Origin of the sequence: Streptomyces sp. NPDC101110 (assembly GCF_044759525.1) — a bacterium.
Classification (GTDB): Bacteria; Actinomycetota; Actinomycetes; order Streptomycetales; family Streptomycetaceae; genus Streptomyces.
In genome coordinates, this window is record NZ_JBIVZM010000018.1 from 68249 (window position 1) to 86990 (window position 18742).

At 72.5% G+C, this 18742-nt stretch carries 15 protein-coding genes; 5 read left to right on the top strand and 10 right to left on the bottom strand.

Annotated features, from left to right (window positions below; genetic code table 11):
* Positions 1-47 precede the first annotated feature (47 nt).
* Complete coding sequence (locus tag ACIQU3_RS33005; protein WP_403728937.1) at positions 48-1199, bottom strand: acyl-CoA dehydrogenase family protein; 1152 nt, start codon at positions 1197-1199, stop codon at positions 48-50.
* 74 nt (positions 1200-1273) lie between these two features.
* On the opposite strand from ACIQU3_RS33005, the gene ACIQU3_RS33010 reads away from it, so the two are divergent.
* The 3 genes from ACIQU3_RS33010 to ACIQU3_RS33020 are packed head-to-tail and all read left to right on the top strand — an operon-like array spanning position 1274 to position 3708.
* Positions 1274-1924, top strand: a complete 651-nt coding sequence (locus ACIQU3_RS33010) for a TetR/AcrR family transcriptional regulator (protein WP_403728940.1) — start codon at positions 1274-1276, stop codon at positions 1922-1924.
* A 35-nt stretch (positions 1925-1959) separates the two neighbouring features.
* On the top strand, positions 1960-2682 hold the full coding sequence (locus tag ACIQU3_RS33015) for an ArsR/SmtB family transcription factor (RefSeq protein WP_403929246.1): 723 nt from the start codon (positions 1960-1962) through the stop codon (positions 2680-2682).
* 57 nt (positions 2683-2739) lie between these two features.
* Complete coding sequence (locus ACIQU3_RS33020; protein ID WP_403929348.1) at positions 2740-3708, top strand: DMT family transporter; 969 nt, start codon at positions 2740-2742, stop codon at positions 3706-3708.
* On the opposite strand, the gene ACIQU3_RS33025 is transcribed toward ACIQU3_RS33020, so the two are convergent.
* The 9 genes from ACIQU3_RS33025 to ACIQU3_RS33065 form a co-directional block, all read right to left on the bottom strand.
* Positions 3697-5076, bottom strand: a complete 1380-nt coding sequence (locus tag ACIQU3_RS33025) for an MFS transporter (RefSeq protein WP_403728946.1) — start codon at positions 5074-5076, stop codon at positions 3697-3699. The genes ACIQU3_RS33020 and ACIQU3_RS33025 overlap by 12 nt on opposite strands.
* Positions 5077-5266: 190 nt before the next feature.
* Positions 5267-6349, bottom strand: coding sequence for a Zn-dependent alcohol dehydrogenase (locus tag ACIQU3_RS33030; RefSeq protein WP_403728949.1), 1083 nt, complete (start codon positions 6347-6349; stop codon positions 5267-5269).
* A gap of 39 nt (positions 6350-6388) precedes the next feature.
* Entirely contained in the window at positions 6389-7777 is a 1389-nt protein-coding gene (locus ACIQU3_RS33035) for an aldehyde dehydrogenase family protein (RefSeq protein WP_403929249.1), read from the bottom strand.
* Between the two features lie 121 nt (positions 7778-7898).
* Positions 7899-9233 (bottom strand): ABC transporter ATP-binding protein, encoded by a 1335-nt coding sequence (locus ACIQU3_RS33040; RefSeq protein WP_403728955.1) that lies wholly within the window; start codon positions 9231-9233, stop codon positions 7899-7901.
* A gap of 443 nt (positions 9234-9676) precedes the next feature.
* A complete protein-coding gene (locus tag ACIQU3_RS33045) occupies positions 9677-10981 on the bottom strand; it encodes an MFS transporter (RefSeq protein ID WP_403929351.1) in 1305 nt (434 codons plus the stop codon).
* 23 nt (positions 10982-11004) lie between these two features.
* Positions 11005-12480, bottom strand: coding sequence for a CitMHS family transporter (locus ACIQU3_RS33050; protein ID WP_403728958.1), 1476 nt, complete (start codon positions 12478-12480; stop codon positions 11005-11007).
* 99 nt (positions 12481-12579) lie between these two features.
* Positions 12580-14847, bottom strand: a complete 2268-nt coding sequence (locus ACIQU3_RS33055) for a molybdopterin oxidoreductase family protein (protein WP_403728961.1) — start codon at positions 14845-14847, stop codon at positions 12580-12582.
* Positions 14848-15096: 249 nt separating this feature from the next.
* The gene (locus ACIQU3_RS33060; protein ID WP_403728964.1) at positions 15097-15717 is read right to left on the bottom strand and encodes a TetR family transcriptional regulator; all 621 of its coding nucleotides are present in this window, start codon (positions 15715-15717) and stop codon (positions 15097-15099) included.
* Positions 15714-16310 carry a hypothetical protein gene (locus ACIQU3_RS33065; protein ID WP_403728970.1) on the bottom strand — a complete coding sequence of 199 codons (597 nt, stop codon included), beginning with the start codon at positions 16308-16310 and terminating at the stop codon, positions 15714-15716. Before ACIQU3_RS33065 ends, ACIQU3_RS33060 begins: the two co-directional genes overlap by 4 nt.
* 168 nt (positions 16311-16478) lie before the next feature.
* On the opposite strand from ACIQU3_RS33065, the gene hmgA reads away from it, so the two are divergent.
* The gene (gene hmgA / locus ACIQU3_RS33070) at positions 16479-17825 is read left to right on the top strand and encodes a homogentisate 1,2-dioxygenase (protein WP_403929251.1); all 1347 of its coding nucleotides are present in this window, start codon (positions 16479-16481) and stop codon (positions 17823-17825) included.
* Positions 17826-17973: 148 nt separating this feature from the next.
* The gene (locus ACIQU3_RS33075) at positions 17974-18720 is read left to right on the top strand and encodes a GntR family transcriptional regulator (protein ID WP_403728976.1); all 747 of its coding nucleotides are present in this window, start codon (positions 17974-17976) and stop codon (positions 18718-18720) included.
* Positions 18721-18742: the final 22 nt, after the last annotated feature.

Below are 18742 nucleotides of genomic sequence, written 5' to 3' on the forward strand. Positions count from 1 at the left end.
GGCGGACGTGGCCCGCGCCACATCCGCCGAGGTACTCAGGCAGGTACTCAGAAAGCCGACACGCCCGTCAGCGCCCGCCCGATGACGAGCTTCTGGATCTGGCTCGTGCCCTCGTAGAGGGTCATCACCCGGGCGTCCCGCAGCAGTTTGCCTGCCGGGTACTCGTCGATGTAGCCGTAGCCGCCGAAGACCTGGAGCGCGTTGTTCGCGGCGCGGACGGCGGCCTCCGAGGCGAACAGCTTGGCCTTGGACGACTCCACGGCGAAGGGCCGCCCCCGGTCGATCAGGTCGGCGACCCGCCAGGTCAGCAGCCGTGCGGCGTCCACGTCCAGGGCGATGTCGCTGAGCAGTTCCTGCACGAGCTGGTGGTGGGCGATGGTCCTGCCGAACTGCTCCCGCTCCCCCGCGTAACGCACGGCCGCGTCGAGGGCGGCCTGGGCGATGCCGACACAGCCCGCGGCGACCGACATCCGGCCCTTGGCGAGGGCCGACATGGCGATCGAGAAGCCCTTGCCCTCCTCACCGAGCAGGGCGGAGGCAGGTACCCGCACGTCCTCCAGGACGAGTTCGGCGGTGGCCTGGCCACGCAGCCCGAGCTTGCCGTGGACGGTGCGGCGGGTCAGGCCGGGCGTGTCGGTGGGGACGAGGAAGGCGGAGACGCCCTTGTGGCCGGGGGCGTCCGTGGAGCGGGCGAAGAGCAGGACCACGTCGGCCCAGGTGCCGTTGGTGATGAACATCTTGGTGCCGTTGAGGACGTAGTCGTCGCCGTCCCGTGCCGCCCTGGTCGCCAGGTTGCCCGCGTCGGAGCCGGTGCCCGGCTCGGTCAGGCCGAAGCAGCCGACCTCCGCGCCGGAGGTCAGGCCGGGCAGCCAGCGCCGCTTCTGCTCCTCGCTCCCCCAGGCGGCGACCGTCTTGGCGACGAGCCCCAGGGAGACGGAGACGATGCCGCGCACGGACGAGTCACCCCGCCCCAGTTCCTCCGTGACCAGGCAGTACGCGAGATGGTCGCCGCCTGAACCGCCGTACTCCTCGTCGATCGTCAGGCCCAGGAAGCCGACGTCACCGAGCTTCTTGACGATGCCCCGGTCGACCTCCTCGGCGCGGTCCCAGGCGACGACGTGCGGGGTGATCTCGCGCTCCACGAAGTCCCGCGCGAGCTGACGGACCGCGCTCTGCTCTTCGCTGAGCTCCAGATTCACCACAGGTCACCCCACTGAAAGCCAAAAGCTGTACGTTTAAATTAGCACTGCTAGTTTCTCCGTGCAGCCCTACTATGTGCGCCATGGCCCGACCGCGCAAGCCCTTGCTCAGCACCGACCGGATCGTCGAGACGGCCCGCGCGCTCGTCGACGCGGAGGGTCTGGCCGCCGTCTCCACGCGGCGGCTCGCCGCCGAACTGGGAGTCAGCGGGCCCTCGCTGTACAACCACTTCCGCACCAAGGACGAGATCCTGGAGGCGGTCGCCGACTCGGTGAGCGGCCAGGTGGACCTGACCATGTTCCAGGACGGCCGGGACTGGCGCACCGCGCTGCACGACTGGGCCGTCTCCTACCGCGCCGCGCTGCGCGACCACCCGAACATCGTCCCGGTGCTGGCCCGCGGCCCCGGCCGCCGCCCGGCCGGACTGCGCCTCGCGGACGCCGTCTACGGCGCGATGGTCGCCGCCGGCTGGCCGCCGGCCCAGGCGACGTCGATCGGCGCGCTGATGCGGTACTTCGTGATGGGCTCCGCGCTCGGCTCCTTCGCCGGGGGCTTCGTGGACGACGCGAGCGCGTACGACCCGGCCGACTACCCGCATCTCCAGCAGGCCCACCGCCTCGCCGAACAGCAGGAGAAGATCGACGAGAGGGCCTTCGAGACCGGATTGACGGCACTGCTGGACGGGCTGGCACGGCAGTACGAGCAGGTGCGGCGCACGGTGTAGCGACGCTTCGGCGTCGGCCGAAGCGTCCGTGTCCCATGCTGGGGGGCATGACCACGAGGGATCCGCAGGCGACGGCCCTGGCACGGCTCGCCGCGCTGTTCGCGGACGAGACCCGGGCCGCGTGCCTGCTGGCGCTGCTCGACGGACGGGCCTGGACTGCGACCGAGCTGGCGCGGCACGCGGGGGTCGCCGCGTCGACGCTGAGCGAGCATCTCAGCCGGCTCGTCGCGGGCGGGCTGCTCACCGAGGAGCGGCAGGGCAGGCACCGATACGTCCGGCTGGCCGACCCCCGGGTCGCACAGCTGCTGGAGGACCTGGCCGCCCAGGTCACGCCGGACCGAGCGGAACGGCCGCGCACCCTGCGCGCGTCGAGCGCCGGCTCGGCGATGGCCCGGGGCCGCACCTGCTACGACCATCTCGCCGGGCGGCTGGGCATCGCGGTCACCGATGCGCTGACGGCAGGCGGGCTGCTGGAGCAGGAGACGGGGTTCGCGCTCACCGACGCGGGGCTGGCCTGGTTCGCGTCGGCGGGCATCGGCCTGGAGCGGCGCGGCCGGCGTCCGCTGGCCCGGGCCTGCCTCGACTGGACCGAACGCCGGCCCCACCTCGCGGGCGTGGCGGGCGCCGCCCTGTGCCGGCACGCCCTGGACGCGGGCTGGTGCGTGCGCATCGGCTCGGAGCGCGCCGTGAAGGTGACGGCGGCCGGTGAACGCGCCCTGTTCGACCTGTTGGGCGTGGAGCCGGCGGCGCTGCGGTAGCCCCGTCCGAAAACCGCGAGCTTCTCCCTCCCCTCCCCTCCTGGCCTTCGGAGCATGATGTCGCACCCCTCCCCGCACCGTCCCGGTCGTCGCACCGACCTGCGGGCCGCCGGTGCGGCCGCCGTCACCGTCGTGCTGTGGGCGTCCGCCTTCGTGTCGATCCGCAGCGCGGGTGACGCCTACGCGCCGGGCGCCCTGGCCCTCGGGCGGTTGCTGGCCGGGGCGCTGACGCTGGGGGTGTTCTGTCTGCTGCGGCGGGAGGGGCTGCCACCGCGCTCGGCCTGGCGCGGGATCGCGATATCCGGCGTGCTGTGGTTCGGCTTCTATATGGTCGCCCTGAACTGGGGCGAGCAGCAGGTCGACGCGGGGACGGCCGCCCTGGTCGTGAACACCGGGCCGATCCTCATCGCGCTGCTCGGGGTCCGGCTGCTGGGCGACCCGATGCCGCCGCGGCTGCTGGCGGGGATGGCCGTGTCGTTCGCCGGTGCCGTGACGGTGGGTCTTTCCATGTCCGGCGAGGGCGGCTCCTCGGTGCTCGGGGTGGTGCTGTGCCTGCTCGCGGCGGTCGCGTACGCCGCGGGTGTCGTGGCGCAGAAGCCCGCACTGGGCTCGGCGAGCCCGTTGCAGGTGACGACGTTCGGGTGCCTGGTCGGCGCGGTGCTGTGTCTGCCGTTCGCCGGGCAGCTCGCGCGGCAGGCCGCCGCGGCGCCCGTCTCGGCGACGCTCAACATGGTCTACCTGGGCGTCTTCCCGACCGCCCTCGCCTTCACGACGTGGGCGTACGCCTTGTCCCGGACGACCGCGAGCCGGATGGGCGCGACGACGTACGCCGCGCCCGCACTGGTGGTGCTGATGTCCTGGCTGTTCCTCGGCGAGGTGCCGGGGCTGCTCACCCTGGTGGGCGGTGTGCTGTGCCTGGCGGGCGTGGCGGTGTCCCGGTCGCGGTCGCGGGCGGCGGCCCGGGCGGTGACTCCGGGAGGTGCTCCGGAGCCACTGCCCGAGGAGACCGGGGACTCAGCCCGCTGACTCGGCCTTCGTCTCCGGTTCGGCCTTCGCCTGCGCGGCGTCCGGAGCTTCGGCGCCGCGCGCCCGGTCCGCGAGAATCTTGATCGACACCAGGGCGATCACCGAGAGCCCGACGATGTAGCCGGACACGGCCATCGACGTGCCGGTGGCCTCCAGCAGCAGCACCATCATGAAGGGCGCGAGCCCGCCGCCCGCGACGGCCGCGATCTGGTAGCCGAGGGAGGCTCCGGTGTAGCGCATCTCGGGCGTGAACAGCTCGGCGAACAGGGCGGCCTGGGGCCCGTACATGATGCTCAGGAAGCAGCTTGCGACGAACGTGCCGACCGCGAGCCACAGCAGCGAGCCGGTGTCGATCAGCAGGAAGAGCGGTACGGCCCACAGGGCGATGCCGACCGCACCGAGGGCGTAGACCCGGATGCGGCCCACGCGGTCGGAGAGCGCGGCAGCGGCCGGGATCAGCACCAGCTGGGTGAGGCTGACGCAGAGCGAGACCAGGAGCACCGGGCCCTTCTTCATGTCCAGTTCCCGGGTCGTGTAGTCGAGGACGCCGGTGATGAGGATGTAGAAGGTGGCGGTGTTCACGGCAAAGGAACCGCCGGCCAGGAACACCGTGCCCAGGTGGCCGCGCAGGATGGTGCGCAGCGGCGAGCTCTGCTCGGACTTCTCCTTCTCGGCGAGGGCGCGTTCGGCCTCCCGGAACGCCGGCGTCTCCTCGACGCGGGTGTGGATGTACCAGGCGAGGCCGAGCACCAGCAGACCGACCAGGAACGGCACGCGCCAGCCCCAGGCGGCGAACGCCGAGTCGGTGGTGAGCGCGCCGGCCAGCAGGAAGACGGTGTTGGCGGTGACCACGCCGATGGGGACGCCGAGTTGTACGACGCTGCCGTAGACACCGCGCTTGCCCTCCGGGGCGTACTCGGTGGCCAGGAGCATCGCGCCGCCCCACTGGGCGCCGACGGCGACGCCCTGCGCGACCCGAAGCAGGACGAGCAGGATCGGGGCGGCCACGCCGATCGTGTCGTACGTCGGCAGCAGGCCGATGGCGGTGGTCGACACGCCCATCAGGGTGAGCGCGAGGACCAGCATGGGCTTGCGGCCGCGCTTGTCGCCGAGGTGGCCGGCGACGACGCCGCCGATGGGCCGGGCGAGGAAGCCGACGGCGAAGGTCGCGAACGAGGCGAGGACGCCGGCCGTGGCGCTGCCGGAGGGGAAGTAGAGGTCGCCGAGTACGAGAGCCGCGGCGATGCCGAAGACGAAGTAGTCGTACCACTCGACTGCGGAGGCGAGCGCCGCCGCGGTGGCCACCCGGCGGCGGTTGCCGACGGCGGGTGAGGTCGTGACGGGCTGAGCGGAAGGTGCCGTGTCCATGCGGTGCACGCTCCGGGGGGTGCGGGGACGGAACGGGGGGTGGCTCGGGTTCCGGGAACGTACTGACCGGACGGTATGGCCGTCAACGGGTCGCGCATCAGGACTTTTGCCTGTACTTGGCATCGACCGCGGGCCCGGGCATGCCTGAGGCCCCGGCCTCGCGGGAGGCCGGGGCGCCGGGGGCTCGGGGTTAGAAGACGACCAGGGCCCGGCCGCCCTTGCCCGCCAGCATGTTCTCGAAGGCCGCCGGAATGCCGTCCAGGGAGATGCGTTCCGTCACCAGTGCGCCCAGGTCGAGGCGGCCCGCCCGGATGTGGCCGGCCAGGACCGGGAGGTCCGCGGCCGGGTCGGAGTTGCCGTAGACGCAGCCGGAGAGGGTGCGGCCCCAGTGGAAGATCTCCAGGGCGTTGAAGGTGACCTGCTGGTCCTTGCCGCCGATGCCGACGACGGTGGTGCGGCCGCCGCGGCGGGTGGAGTCCCAGGCCGCCCGGATGCTGACCGCGCGCCCGGCGCACTCCACGGCCACGTCCACGCCCTGCTTGCCGGTGAGGCCGCGGATGTCGCGGGCGGTGGTGTCGGAGGCGACGACGTAGTCGGTGGCACCGGCCGCCCTGGCCAGTTCCTCCTTCTCCGGGGACACGTCCACCGCGACGATCTGCGAGGCGCCCGCGATCCGGGCGGCCTGGAGGGCGGACAGGCCCACTCCCCCGACGCCGAACACCGCGACCGTCTCGCCCTGCCGGACCCGGGCCGAGTGGTGGACAGCGCCGTAGCCGGTGAGGACGGCGCAGCCGAGGAGGGCGGCGTCGGTGAGCGGGACGCCGTCGGGGACGGGCAGCACACAGGCGGCGGAGACGACCGTCTCCTCGGCGAACGCGGCGACGTTGAGGCCGGGGTGGAGGTCGGTGCCGTCAGTGGTGCGGGCGTAGACGTCACCGGTGCCGCTGAGGGCCTCGGCGCACAGCCACACCTCGCCGAGCGAGCAGGCGTGGCAGGCACCGCAGGAGGGGGCCCAGTTGAGGACGACCCCGTCTCCGGGTGCGACGTGGGTGACGCCCTCGCCGACGGCGACGACAGTGCCGGCGCCCTCGTGGCCGAGGACGGCGGGGACGGGCACGCGCATGGTGCCGTCGGACAGGGACAGGTCGGAGTGGCAGACCCCGGCTGCGGCGAGCCGGACGCGGACCTGGCCGGGTCCGGGGTCGGGCAGCTCGATGCCGGTGATCTCCAGCGGGGAGCCGACGGCGGGCAGGACGGCGGCGCGGACAGCCATGACGGTGGGAACTCCCTGGCTAGAACTGGCTGGAACTGGCTAGAACTGGAGCGACTTGGTCTGGAGGTACTCGGCCAGGCCGTGCACGCCGAGTTCGCGGCCGACGCCGGAGTGCTTGTAGCCGCCGAACGGCGCGAGGGGGTTGAAGCGGCCGCCGTTGATGTCGACCTGGCCGGTCTCCATACGGCGCGCGAAGGCCACCGCCTCGGCCTCGTCACCGGCCCAGACGGCACCGGCCAGGCCGTAGACGGTGCCGTTGGCGATGCGCAGGGCGTCCTCCTCGTCCTCGTAGGCGAGGATCGACAGGACGGGGCCGAAGATCTCCTCCTGCGCGATGGTCATGTTCTCGGTGACGTCGGCGAACACGGTCGGGCTGACGAAGTAGCCGCTTCCGCGTGGGGCTTCGGGGCCGCCGGCGACCAGCCGGGCGCCTTCCGCCACGCCCTTCTCGATGTAGCCGCGCACCCGGGCCTGCTGCTTGGCGTTGACGACCGGGCCGATGCGGTCGCCGTACTTGCCGGCGGCCGCGGCGGCGAGCTCGACGGCCTCGTCGTACTGTTCGCGGTGGACCAGCATCCGCGTCCAGGCGCTGCACGTCTGGCCGGAGTTGGACATGACGTTGGCGACCCCGACGTTGACCGCCTTGGCCAGGTCGGCGCTCGGGAGGATGACGTTGGCGGACTTGCCGCCCAGCTCCAGCGCGACCTTCTTGATCTGCCCGGCGGCGATCGCGGCGATCTGCCGGCCGACGGCGGTGGAGCCGGTGAAGGAGACGAGGTCGACACCGGGGTGCTCGGCGAGGGCCTGACCGGCGACCGGGCCGAGGCCGGTGACCAGGTTGAAGACACCGGCCGGGATGCCCGCCTCGTGCACGGCGCCGGCGAACAGGCGGGCCACCAGCGGGGTGTCCTCGGCGGGCTTCACCACGATCGTGCAGCCCGCCGCGAGGGCCGGGGCGACCTTCGCGACGATCTGGTGCAGGGGGTAGTTCCAGGGCGTGATCGCGGCCACGACTCCGACCGGCTCCTGGTGCACGACCGAGTTGCCGGTCTTCTCCTCGAAGGCGTACGTCGCCGCCAGTTCGGCGTAGGAGCCGGCCACCGCGATCGGCACACCCGCGTGGACGGCCTGCGAGAACTTCAGCGGCGAGCCGAGTTCGGCCGTCACCGTCTCGGCGATCTCGTCCGCGCGGGCCACGAGCACGTCCCGCAGGGCGGACAGACGCGCCGCGCGCTCGGCGGGCGGGGTCGCGGCCCAGCCGGGCAGGGCGGCGCGAGCGGCCCGTACGGCACTGTCGACGTCCTGGGCGGTGCCCGCCGGGACCGTGCCGATGACCTGCTCGTCGACCGGGTTCACGACCTCGATCACGTCGGGGCCGGCGGCGGGGCGCCAGGCGCCGTCGATGTACATGCCGTCGTGTGCCTTCATCGCGCTTCCTCCGGGGCGGGGCGTCGTCGTCCGGCACATAAACTAGCGGCGATAGTTTTCTGGCGCCAGACACCACCGGTCATCAGAGCACGCGGACGGTCACCGCCGGATGTGCCGCTCCTCACTCCCCCAGGTCGGGAAGGCGGTCGGGGTGCGGGCAGATCCGGTCGCCGTGCTGGTCGAAGACGAGGAGGTGGGCGAGGTCCACGAGGAGCGGTACCTGCATCCCGTGGCGAAGGGCCAGGTCCGGGGTGGTGCGGACGATGAGGTCGCCGGGCAGGCGCACGTCGGCGGTCGCGGGGGCGGCGGTCTCGGGACGGTCCACGGCGATCACGGGTCCGGCCCGCCCGGCCCCGGTCCGCTCCCGCAGCCGGGTCAGGACCGAGCCGTCGCGGCGGCGCCGCCGGGCGGGGCGGCCGGGGCGGGGGCGCGGGGCCTCAAGTTCGGGGACGACGGCCGGGCTGGATCCGGTGTTGAAGTGGACGAGGATCTCGTGCCCCTGGAACTCCACGTGCTCGACGAGGCCGGTGATCGGCACCTCGCCGGGGCGGGCCGCGCCGTGCTTGGCGATCCGGACGGCCTCCGAGCGCAGGCCGACGATGACCTCGCGGCCCTGCTGGACCCGCAGCAACTGGTGGTCGAGGGAGAGCGGCTCGGGCAAGCGCAGGAACTGCTTGCCCAGGCTGATGGTCATCGCCCCGTCCAGCGGGGCGCGCACCAGGCCGCGCAGCAGGTTGATGCGCGGAGTGCCGATGAACGCGGCGACGAAGACGTTGCGGGGGAGCGCGTAGACCACACGGGGGCTGTCGACCTGCTGCAGCACGCCGCCGCGCAGCACCGCGACCCGGTCACCGAGCGACATGGCCTCGGACTGGTCGTGCGTGACGTAGATCGTCGTGACGCCCAGTTCCCGGGTGAGCCGGGAGATCTCGGCCCGCAGATGGGTGCGGAGCTTGGCGTCGAGGTTGGACAGCGGCTCGTCCATCAGGAAGGCGGAGGGGTGGCGGGCGATGGCCCGGCCCATGGCGACCCGCTGTCGTTCACCGCCGGACAGCTGGCCGGGCAGGCGGTCGAGGAGGTCCTCGATGCCGAGCATGCGCGCGGTGGCGTCGACGCGGGGGCGGGGATCGGCGCCCGGGGACTCGATGCGCAGCGGGAAGCCGATGTTGTCGCGGCCGGTCATGTTCGGGTAGAGGGCGAAGTTCTGGAAGACCATCGCCATGTCCCGGCCGGAGGGCGGCAGTTCGTTGGCGTACTCGCCGTCGAGCAGCAGCCGGCCCTCGTCGATCTCCTCCAGCCCGGCGATCATTCGGAGCACGGTCGACTTCCCGCAGCCGGACGGGCCGAGCAGCACGAGGAACTCGCCGGGCGTGATGTCCAGCGTCAGCCGGTCGACCACGCGGGTGCCCCGCGGGTAGGCCTTGCTCACGTCGTGCAGGGAGATGGCGCGTGTCATGAGGGGCCCCCGAGGGGTCATCAGGGCGCTGGTGCTCCGCGGTCGGAAGCCCCGTGCGGGTCGTACGGGGCTGTGGGTCACGGAAGTTAACGGAATGTGCGCGGCCGGGGGAAGAGACCGGACAAGATCGGGGGCTCCGGTCCATCTGGTGAGAAGGCGGACGGACCGGTTCAGGGGCCCGCCGGGACCGGTCCGGGTCAGCGGTCTGCCGGGACCGGCCCGATCAGGGGTCGGCCGGGACCGGCCCGATCAGGGGTCGGCCGGGACCGGCCCGGGTCGGGCCGTCGGTCCGGACCGGTCCGGGTCAGCGGATGCCGGTGGGGCGGGCGAAGGCGACCGGGCTCCCGGCGAAGCCCTCCTTGCGGTCATGGCCGCCGCAGGTGATCAGCCGCAGCTCGCCCCGATTGACGGCCGAAGAGGGCACAGCAGCGCACTACGGCGCGTCAGATATCGCTCTTCCGGCGCAGCGACACCCCGCCCGCGAAGCCCTTCGGCCCCGTACGTCGCCCCCTGCCCGGGTCCTCCGGCCCGTCCGGGTCCTCCGGCCCGTCCGGCTCCTCCGGCCCGCCCGGCTCCTCCGGCTCCCGCGGCGTCCGGACGGCGACCCCCGACGACAGCAGCAACAGCACGCCCAGCATCACGAACGGCGCCGCCACACCCGCGACCCCGGCGATCAGACCGGCCGCGGCGGGCGCGGCGACCTGCCCGAGGCGGTTGCCGGTCAGGCGCAGGGCCAGGGCGGTGGAACGGGCATCGTCAGGGGCCGCCTGGACGACGGTCGTCATCGACAGCGGCTGGCCGACCCCGAGGCAGAAGCCCAGCGCGACCAGCAGCAGTCCGAGCGCCCACACCGGCACCGGCAGGGCGATGCCGGCGCACAGCAGGGCCGCCAGCAGACAGGTGAGCGTCAGCAGCAGGGTCCGGCCGAGCAGCCGCAGCAGGGGCGTCAGCACCAGGCGGCAGGCGATCGTGGCCGCCGCGCGCAGACTCAGCAGGACGCCGATCACGGACGGCGCGATGCCGCGGTGCTCGCCGACCACCGGCAGATAGGCGGTCAGGATGTCGGTGGCGGACAGCACGGCCAGGCTGATCAGGATGCCCGCCGGTACCCCGCGGGTGCGCAGGATGCCGCGGACGGGGACCCGGGCCCCCTTGTCCGCGCCGGAGGCGGACGGCGTACGGCGGTGCTCGATGCGCCACAGCGAGGTGAACGCGACCGCCGCGGTCGCGCCCGCCACGATCAGGGCGAGCGCACTGCTGCCGGCCATGTCCTCGCCGCCGATCAGCGCACCCGCGGCGACCGGTCCGACCAGCTGGCCGAGGGCGGCGCCGATGGTGAAGTGGCCGAAGTTGCGGTCCTGTTCGTGCGGTGCGGACTGGCGGGCGACGAGGGACTGGGAGCCGATGACGAAGCACAGGTGTCCGAGGCCCATCACACCGCTCCACAGGGCCATCGTCCGCAGGGAGCCGGCCGCGCCGCTGAGGGCGCAGCCGCCGGATATGAGCACCACGCCGACCGGCAGCAGCGGCGCGCAGCGGCCGTGGTCGGTGCGCCGGCCCAGGGGCACGGCGGCGAACAGGGGCAGCAGCGCGTAGACACCGGCGATCACACCGACGGCGCGCTCGTCCGCGCCCAGCGCGAGGGCCCGGTAGGAGACGGCGGGCCGGGCCATCGACACCGCCCCCTGCGCGAAGGAGAAGGCGATGACGAGGCGGAGCAGCCAGCCGCGGTTCCCACCGGGCCTCACGATGACGTCCTCCATGGAGTGGCTCAGATGATCCCGAACAGCATGCCCGCGCCGAGGATGACCAGGCAGGTGAGGGCGGCCCACTTCACGACGAACCTGGTGTGGTCGCCGAACTCCACCTTGGCCATGCCGACCAGGACGTAGACGGCCGGGACGAGCGGGCTGGACATGTGCAGCGGCTGGCCGACCAGCGAGGCGCGGGCCATCTCCAGCGGGGTGACGCCGTGCGCGGCACCCGCCTCGGCGAGGACGGGCAGGACACCGAAGTAGAAGCCGTCGTTGGACATGAAGTACGTGAGCGGCAGGCTCAGGATGCCGGTGACGAGGGCCATGTGCGGACCCATGCTGCCGGGGATGACGTCCACCATCCACTTGGCCATGTGGTCGACCATGCCGGTGCCCTGGAGGACGCCGGTGAAGACGGCGGCGGCGAAGACCATGCCGGAGACGTTCAGGACGTTGTCGGCGTGGGCGGCGAGGCGGGCCTTCTGGTCGGGGATGTGCGGGAAGTTCACGGAGAGGACGAGCGCGGCGCCGATGAGGAACAGCACCGGGATCGGCAGCCACTCCATGATCATGGCGGTGAGCAGGCCGACCGTGAGCAGCGCGTTGAACCAGTACAGCTTCGGACGCAGGGTGGGCCGGTTCGGGTCGAGGCCCTGGAAACCGTCGTCATCCGAGGCGGCGGAGGCGGCGCCGCCCGGGGCGCCCGCGGGGGCGTCGGTGCCGGAGCCCGCGGCGGCCGTGCCGCCCTTGCTCATCGAGACCTTGCCGTCGCCGGAGGCACCGGAGCCGACGAGGACCGTCTCGGTCTCCTGCTCCACCTCCAGCACCTCGTCCAGGGTCAGCACGCCCAGCCGGCGGCGCTCGCGCACACCGAGCACGTAGGACAGGACGAAGACGAAGGCCAGGCCCACCAGGAGCGCCGGGATCATCGGGACGAAGATGTCGCTGGCGTCGAGCTTCAGCGCGGTGGCGGCGCGGGCGGTCGGACCGCCCCAGGGGAGGGTGTTCATCACGCCGTTGGCCATGGCGGCCACACCGGTCATCACGACCAGGCTCATCTTCAGTCGCTTGTACAGCGGGTACATCGCCGAGACGGTGATCATGAAGGTGGTCGAGCCGTCGCCGTCCAGCGACACGATCGCGGCGAGCACGGCGGTGCCGACGACGATCCGCATCGGGTCGGCCTTACAGAATTTGAGGATTCCGCGGACGATCGGGTCGAAGAGACCGACGTCGATCATCACGCCGAAGTAGACGATCGCGAACATGAGCATCGCCGCGGTGGGGGCGAGGTCGGTCACGCCGTCGAGGACGTAGTCGCCGAGCTTGGCGCCCTTGCCGACGAACACGCAGAACAGCGCGGGAATCAGCACGAGCGCCGCGATCGGCGACATCTTCTTCATCATGATCAGGACCAGGAAGGTCGCGATCATGGCGAAGCCGAGGATGGTCAGCATGAGTGGATACCTAACGTTCGCCCTTGAACATCCCACCAGGGCCGGCGGTTCCCGAGACGTTAGGTCCCGTCAAGCAGCGTTAACAAGACGTTGACCTGCGAGCAATAAGCGCAAAACTGCTGGTCACAGCTTTGCTCAGGTCAGAGCGGTGAGCTTTTCGGTCATGGCGGCGGGTGCGGCGGAGCTCGCGGGGGCGACCTCGACGGGTACTCCGTTGAGGACCGCGTTGCCCGACAGCGGGTCGAGGAGACGGCCGTCGAGGAGCTGGTTGACGTTGACGCCCGGGTCCGTGGAGGCGTGCCGGAGACGAGTGCCGGGGCGGTTGTGGCCCCAGCCGTGCGGCAGGCTCACCACGCCCCTGCGGATCGCGTCCGTGACCTCGGCGGGTGCGACGACCTCTCCCCCGGCGCCGTTCACACGCACGGCGGCCCCGTCCTCGACACCCAGCCGCTCGGCGTCCTCGGGGTGGATGTGCAGGGTGCAGCGGTTGGAGCCGCCGGTGAGGGCGGGCACGTTGTGCATCCAGCTGTTGTTGGAGCGCAGATGGCGGCGGCCGACCAGGACGAGTCCCTCCGGGCGTTCGGCGAGGGCGGCGCGCAGGCGGGGCAGGTCGTCCGCGATCGGGCCGGGCAGCAGCTCCACCTCGCCGCTGCGGGTCTTCAGGGGCTGCGGCAGGCGGGGCCGCAGCGGGCCGAGGTCGATGCCGTGCGGGTGCGCGAGCAGCTTCTCCAGGCTGAGCCCGTCCGGCCGTACGCCGAAGCCGTCGCCGTAGGGGCCGAGGCGCAGCATCATGTCGAGCCGGCGCTCGGGGCCGTTGTCGCCGGTGAGCCGGCCGGCGAGCTCGCGAGGATCACCACCGTGGACGGGCGAGTGGGGCTCCTGCACCGCCTTGCCGAGGGTCTGGTCGATGACCATCCGGTCGACGGCCGCCGGGTCGGCTCCGTGCATGCCGGTGACGGCGAGGACCAGCCGGGCCAGGATCTCCGTCTCCGCCATGCGGCCGGGCTCCAGCGGGATCGCCGGGCGGGTGTAGCGGACCTGGTTGCGTACGGCGAGCGTGTTGAAGGCGAAGTCGTGGTGGGGGCTCTGGGAGGGCGGGGGCGGGGGCAGGACGACGTCGGCGTGGCGGGAGCTCTCGTTGAGGTAGGGGTCGACACTGACCATGAAGTCGAGCGAGTCGAGGGCCTTGTCGAGCCGGTCGCCGTCGGGCGCGGACAGCACGGGGTTGGTGGCCACGGCGATCAGCGCCCGCACCGGCTCGCCCTCCTCGGTGGCGGTGTCGATCTCCTCCGCGAGGGCCGAGATCGGCAGTTCGCCCTTGGCTTCGGGGTGTTCGCTCACCCGGGAGTGCCAGCGCCCGAGGGCGAAGCCGCGGCCGGGGCCCGCGGGGCGTGGCGTCTTGTCGGTGGCGGCCTGCGGGAAGAGGGCACCGCCGGGCCGGTCGAGGTTGCCGGTGAGGATGTTCAGGACGTCGACGAGCCAGCTGGCGAGGGTGCCGTGCGGGACGGTGCAGCTGCCGATACGGCCGTAGACGGCGGCGGTGGGGGCGGCGGCGAGTTCGCGGGCCAGGGTGCGGATGACGTCGGCGTCGACGTCACAGGCCCCGGCGACGGCTTCGGGGGTGAACTCCTCCAGTTCCGCGGCCAGTTCCTCCACGCCCCGCACGTGCGGTGTCGGCTCGACGAGGCCCTCGTCGTAGAGCACCCGCGCCATCGCCGCCAGCAGCAGCGCGTCGGTTCCGGGCCGGACGGCGATGTGCCGGTCGGCCAACTTGGCGGTCCGGGTGCGCCGCGGGTCGATCACGACGAGGGTGCCGCCGCGGGCCTTGAGCGCCTTCAGCTTGCCGGGGAAGTCGGGGGCGGTGCACAGACTGCCGTTGGACTCCAGCGGGTTGGCGCCGATCAGGAGCAGGTGGTCGGTGTGGTCGAGGTCGGGCACCGGGATGGCGTTCGCGTCGCCGAAGAGCAGGCCGCTGGAGACGTGCTTGGGCATCTGGTCGACCGTGGAGGCGGTGAAGACGCTGCGGGTGCCGAGTCCGGCGAGCAGGACGGGCGGGTAGAGGGCGCCGGCCATGGTGTGCACGTTCGGGTTGCCGAGGACGACCCCGACGGCGTTCGGGCCGTGGCGCTCCACGATCGGCCGGACACCGGCCGCGACCGCGTCGAAGGCCTCCTCCCAGGTGGCCTCGCTCAGCTCCCCGTCACGGCGCACGAGCGGCGTGCGCAGCCGGTCGGGGTCGGCGTCGACCGCGCCGAAGGAAGCGCCCTTGGGGCAGATGAATCCCTGGCTGAACACGTCGTCGCGGTCCCCGCGGGCGTGGGTGACGCGCGTGCCCTCGATGGTGAGGGTCAGGCCGCACGTGGCCTCGCACAGGGGGCAGATACGCAGGGCGGTGCGGGACACGGGTCCTCCCGGGGGCGGCGGCTACGGTGACGCGGACCCGCCCGAGCATACCGACCGGTATGAACGGTGGGGAGGCCCTGACCGGATCGGGGTCGGCCGAGCACCCGGGTGAGGGAGGTGGAGTACCCGGGTGAGGGAGGAGGTGGAGTACCCGGGTGAGGGAGGTCGAGCACCCCGGTGCGGGAGGTCGAGCACTCCGACGAGGCCGGCCGAGCGCCCTGGTGAGACCGGCCGAGGGGCAGGGCGACGTCAGTCGAGCACCCGGGCGAGATAGGCCCGCAGCATCTCCCGTGCCTCGTCGATGATCCGCTGGTCCCCCTCCGGGGCGACGCGGAACGCCAGGTGCACGAGGGTGTCCGCGGTCTCGACCGCTATGAGGAAGACACGGCGCAGGTCCTCGTCGGGTTCGCGGCCGAGGCGACCGGCGAGGAGTTCGGTGAGGCGGTCGGCGACGCGGTGGTTGGGTTCCGCCTGGCGGGCGCCGACCGGGATCTGGTTGCCGAAGTCGACGAGGGAGAAGCCGGGCGCGGTGCGCTTCATGTCCAGGTACTCGTCGAGGACGGCATCCATGGCCAGGCGCCAGCCCCCGTCCTCCCCGGCGTCCCGCAGGCGCCGCGTGACGCGCTCGGAGTACCGCTCCAGGTTGCGCTGGGCCAGGGCGTCGCACATCTGGCGCTTGTTGCCGAAGAACCGGTAGACCGAGCCGATGGGGACCGAGGCCCGCTGGGCGACGGCCCGCGTGCTCAGGGCGTCGTAGCCGACCTCGTCGAGGAGGTCGGCGCAGGCGTCGAGGATCCTGGTCAGGCGTTCGGCACTGCGCCGCTGCACGGGCGCACGGCGGAGCGATGTCGCGTGGGGCACGGGCTTCATGATGCCCCTCGGGCGCGGTGCGGTGAACCTCGCCCCCCGGTCTGCGCGTCCTGCGTCCGGGCCTTGCGCCGGGCGGCGGCGTCCGGACTCATCCCCGGGCCCGGCTCCGACGCGGTGATGTCGGCCGTGCTCTCCACGGGTTCGCCGTCCACCGCCCACACGGTTCCGTCATCGGCGTAGAGACGGGCCGTGACGCGGTGCGTGCCGCGCGGCACGAGGCGGGTGTCCAGCCGGTGCGCGGGGGTGCGGAGCCGGGCCACGGGGCGGCCGTCGACGAACAGGCGCGCGAGGCCGCGCCCGGCCACCGGACGGGCCGCCGCACCGGCCGGCGAGAAGCGGAAGTTGCGCAAGGTGAGGTGGACGTCCCAGCCGCCGGCCGTGTCGGGCTGCACCTCGATCCCGACGCCGGGGGCGTCCTCGCGCCCCACCTCGCGGTAGGGCCGACCGTCCTGGTCCCGGTCTTCGAGGGTCTTGCCGACCGGCGCGGGCGACGCGCCGTCCCCCCGGGCGTCGTCGGAGCCGCAGCCCGCGGATCCGGTCACGAGCAGGACACCGACCACGAGCGCGGCGCAGGGTCTCCGTGTCCACGACATGTTCGGGAGCGTAGAACACACGTCCGGCCCTGCGGATCATTCTCAAGTCGGGTTCCGGTCATCCGTGAAGAGGAGAGCGCGTGCCCCTCTTGCGTCGGGGAAATCGCAATCCTACGGTGTCGCATAGGAATCGGTTGAGCCTGTCACGGCCGCAAGGGAGCAGCGATCATGGGCGATGGGGGTACCACCCGCGCGAGCACGTTCGAGCGCGGGGAAGCACGGAAGACCGCCGAAGGGCTGGCGTACCTCTCCGGCTTCGGCAACGAGCACAGCTCGGAGGCGGTCCCGGGCGCACTGCCCGAGGGCCGCAACTCACCCCAGCGGGCGCCCCTCGGGCTGTACGCGGAGCAGCTGAGCGGTACGGCGTTCACCGAGCCGCGGGCACACAACCGCCGCTCGTGGCTCTACCGCATCCGCCCCTCGGCCGCGCACCCGGCGTTCACCCGGACCCACAACGGGACGATCCGCACCGCTCCCTTCACCCAGACCGTGCCCGACCCCAACCGCCTGCGCTGGAACCCGCTGCCCGACCCGGCGCCCGGGACCGACTTCCTGGCGGGCCTGTGGACCCTGGGCGGCAACGGGGACGCCACCCAGCGCACCGGCATCGCCGTGCACCTGTACGCGGCCGACACCTCCATGGACCGGGTGTTCAGCGACGCCGACGGGGAGCTGCTGATCGTCCCGGAGCGCGGCGGGCTGCTGCTGCGCACGGAGTTCGGTCTGCTTCATGTGGAGCCGGGACATGTGGCGCTGATTCCGCGTGGTGTCCGCTTCCGTGTGGAACTGCTCGACGAGTTCGCCCGCGGTTATGTGTGCGAGAACTACGGCGCGCCCTTCACGCTCCCGGACCTGGGCCCGATCGGCGCCAACGGGCTGGCCAACGCCCGGGACTTCCGCGCCCCCGTCGCCGCCTTCGAGGACGTGGAGGGGCCGGTGGAGGTGGTGAACAAGTTCTGCGGCAACCTGTGGACCGCCACCTACGACCACTCCCCCCTCGATGTGGTCGCCTGGCACGGCAACCATGTGCCGTACGCCTACGACCTGCGTCGGTTCAATGTGCTCGGCACCATCACCTACGACCACCCGGACCCGTCGATCTTCACGGTGCTGACGTCGCCGTCGGACACCCCGGGCCTGGCCGGCGTCGACTTCGTGGTGTTCGCACCGCGCTGGCTGGTGGGCGAGGACACGTTCCGGCCGCCGTACTTCCACCGGAACGTGATGAGCGAGTACATGGGCCTGATCGAGGGTGCGTACGACGCGAAGGCGGAGGGCTTCGTGCCGGGCGGCGGCTCGCTGCACAACATGATGTCGGCGCACGGACCGGACCGGGAGACCTTCGACCGGGCGAGCGCCGCCGAGCTGAAGCCGCAGAAGATCGACGACGGCCTGGCGTTCATGTTCGAGACCCGCTGGCCGCTCACCCTCACCCCGCACGCCGCCCGGGCGGAACACCTCCAGCAGCGCTACGACGACGTCTGGCAAGGCCTGGAACGGCACTTCCGCTCCTAGGGGTCTCCCCACGGATCTCCGCGGCATCGGGACGCCCGGCACGCATGCCCGCCGCCCCGAGGGCGCGCACCGAACGCCGACCCTTCCTCCGCGGAGATCCCTCAGCAGCCCCTTGCACTGATCATTTCCTACCGGTACGGATGGCCCCGTGACCTCCTTCGCCCCGGACTCGATCGTCCTGAACCGCAAGCTGCCGCTCTGGTACCAGGTGTCGCAGTCGCTGCGGGCCTCCATCCTCGGCCGCTCGCCGCAGGACCCGCTGCGGCTGCCCACCGAGGAGCAGCTGGCCGGGCACTACGGCGTGAGCGTGCTGACGATGCGGCAGGCGCTGAAGGAGCTGGAGGACGAGGGCCTGATCACGCGTCACCGCCGCCGGGGCACGTTCATCGAGCCGCACGCGCGCCGGGGTTCGCCGGTGCGTCTGCTCGGCTCGGTGGACGCGATCGTGGCGCAGCAGTCCGGCATGACGACCGAACTCCTGGAGCACGGCAGCGCACCCGTGCCCGGCGAACTCGCCGAGTACTTCCCGGACGTGCGGGCGGTCTCGACGTACCACCGGCTGCGGAGCGACGAGAAGACCGGCGAGCCGACCAACCACGCCCGCAACTACGTCCGTCCCGAACTGGCCGCGCGGCTCGACCCGGACGACCTCGTCCGGTGGCCCATGACCAAGGTGCTGCGGGACGTGGTGGGCGCGGACATCAGCCGCATCACGGACACGGTGGAGGCGCGGCTGGCCGACCCGGAGACCGCGAAGCTGCTCCAAGTCCCCCTGCTGAGCCCGATCCTGCACTACACGGGCGTGACGTACGACAGCGAGGGGCGGACGCTGGACGTGGCCGTCATCCAGTACCGGGGCGACCGGTTCTCCTTCACGGTGACGCTGGATGCGTAGGGAGCGGCCCGCGGGCCGTGTG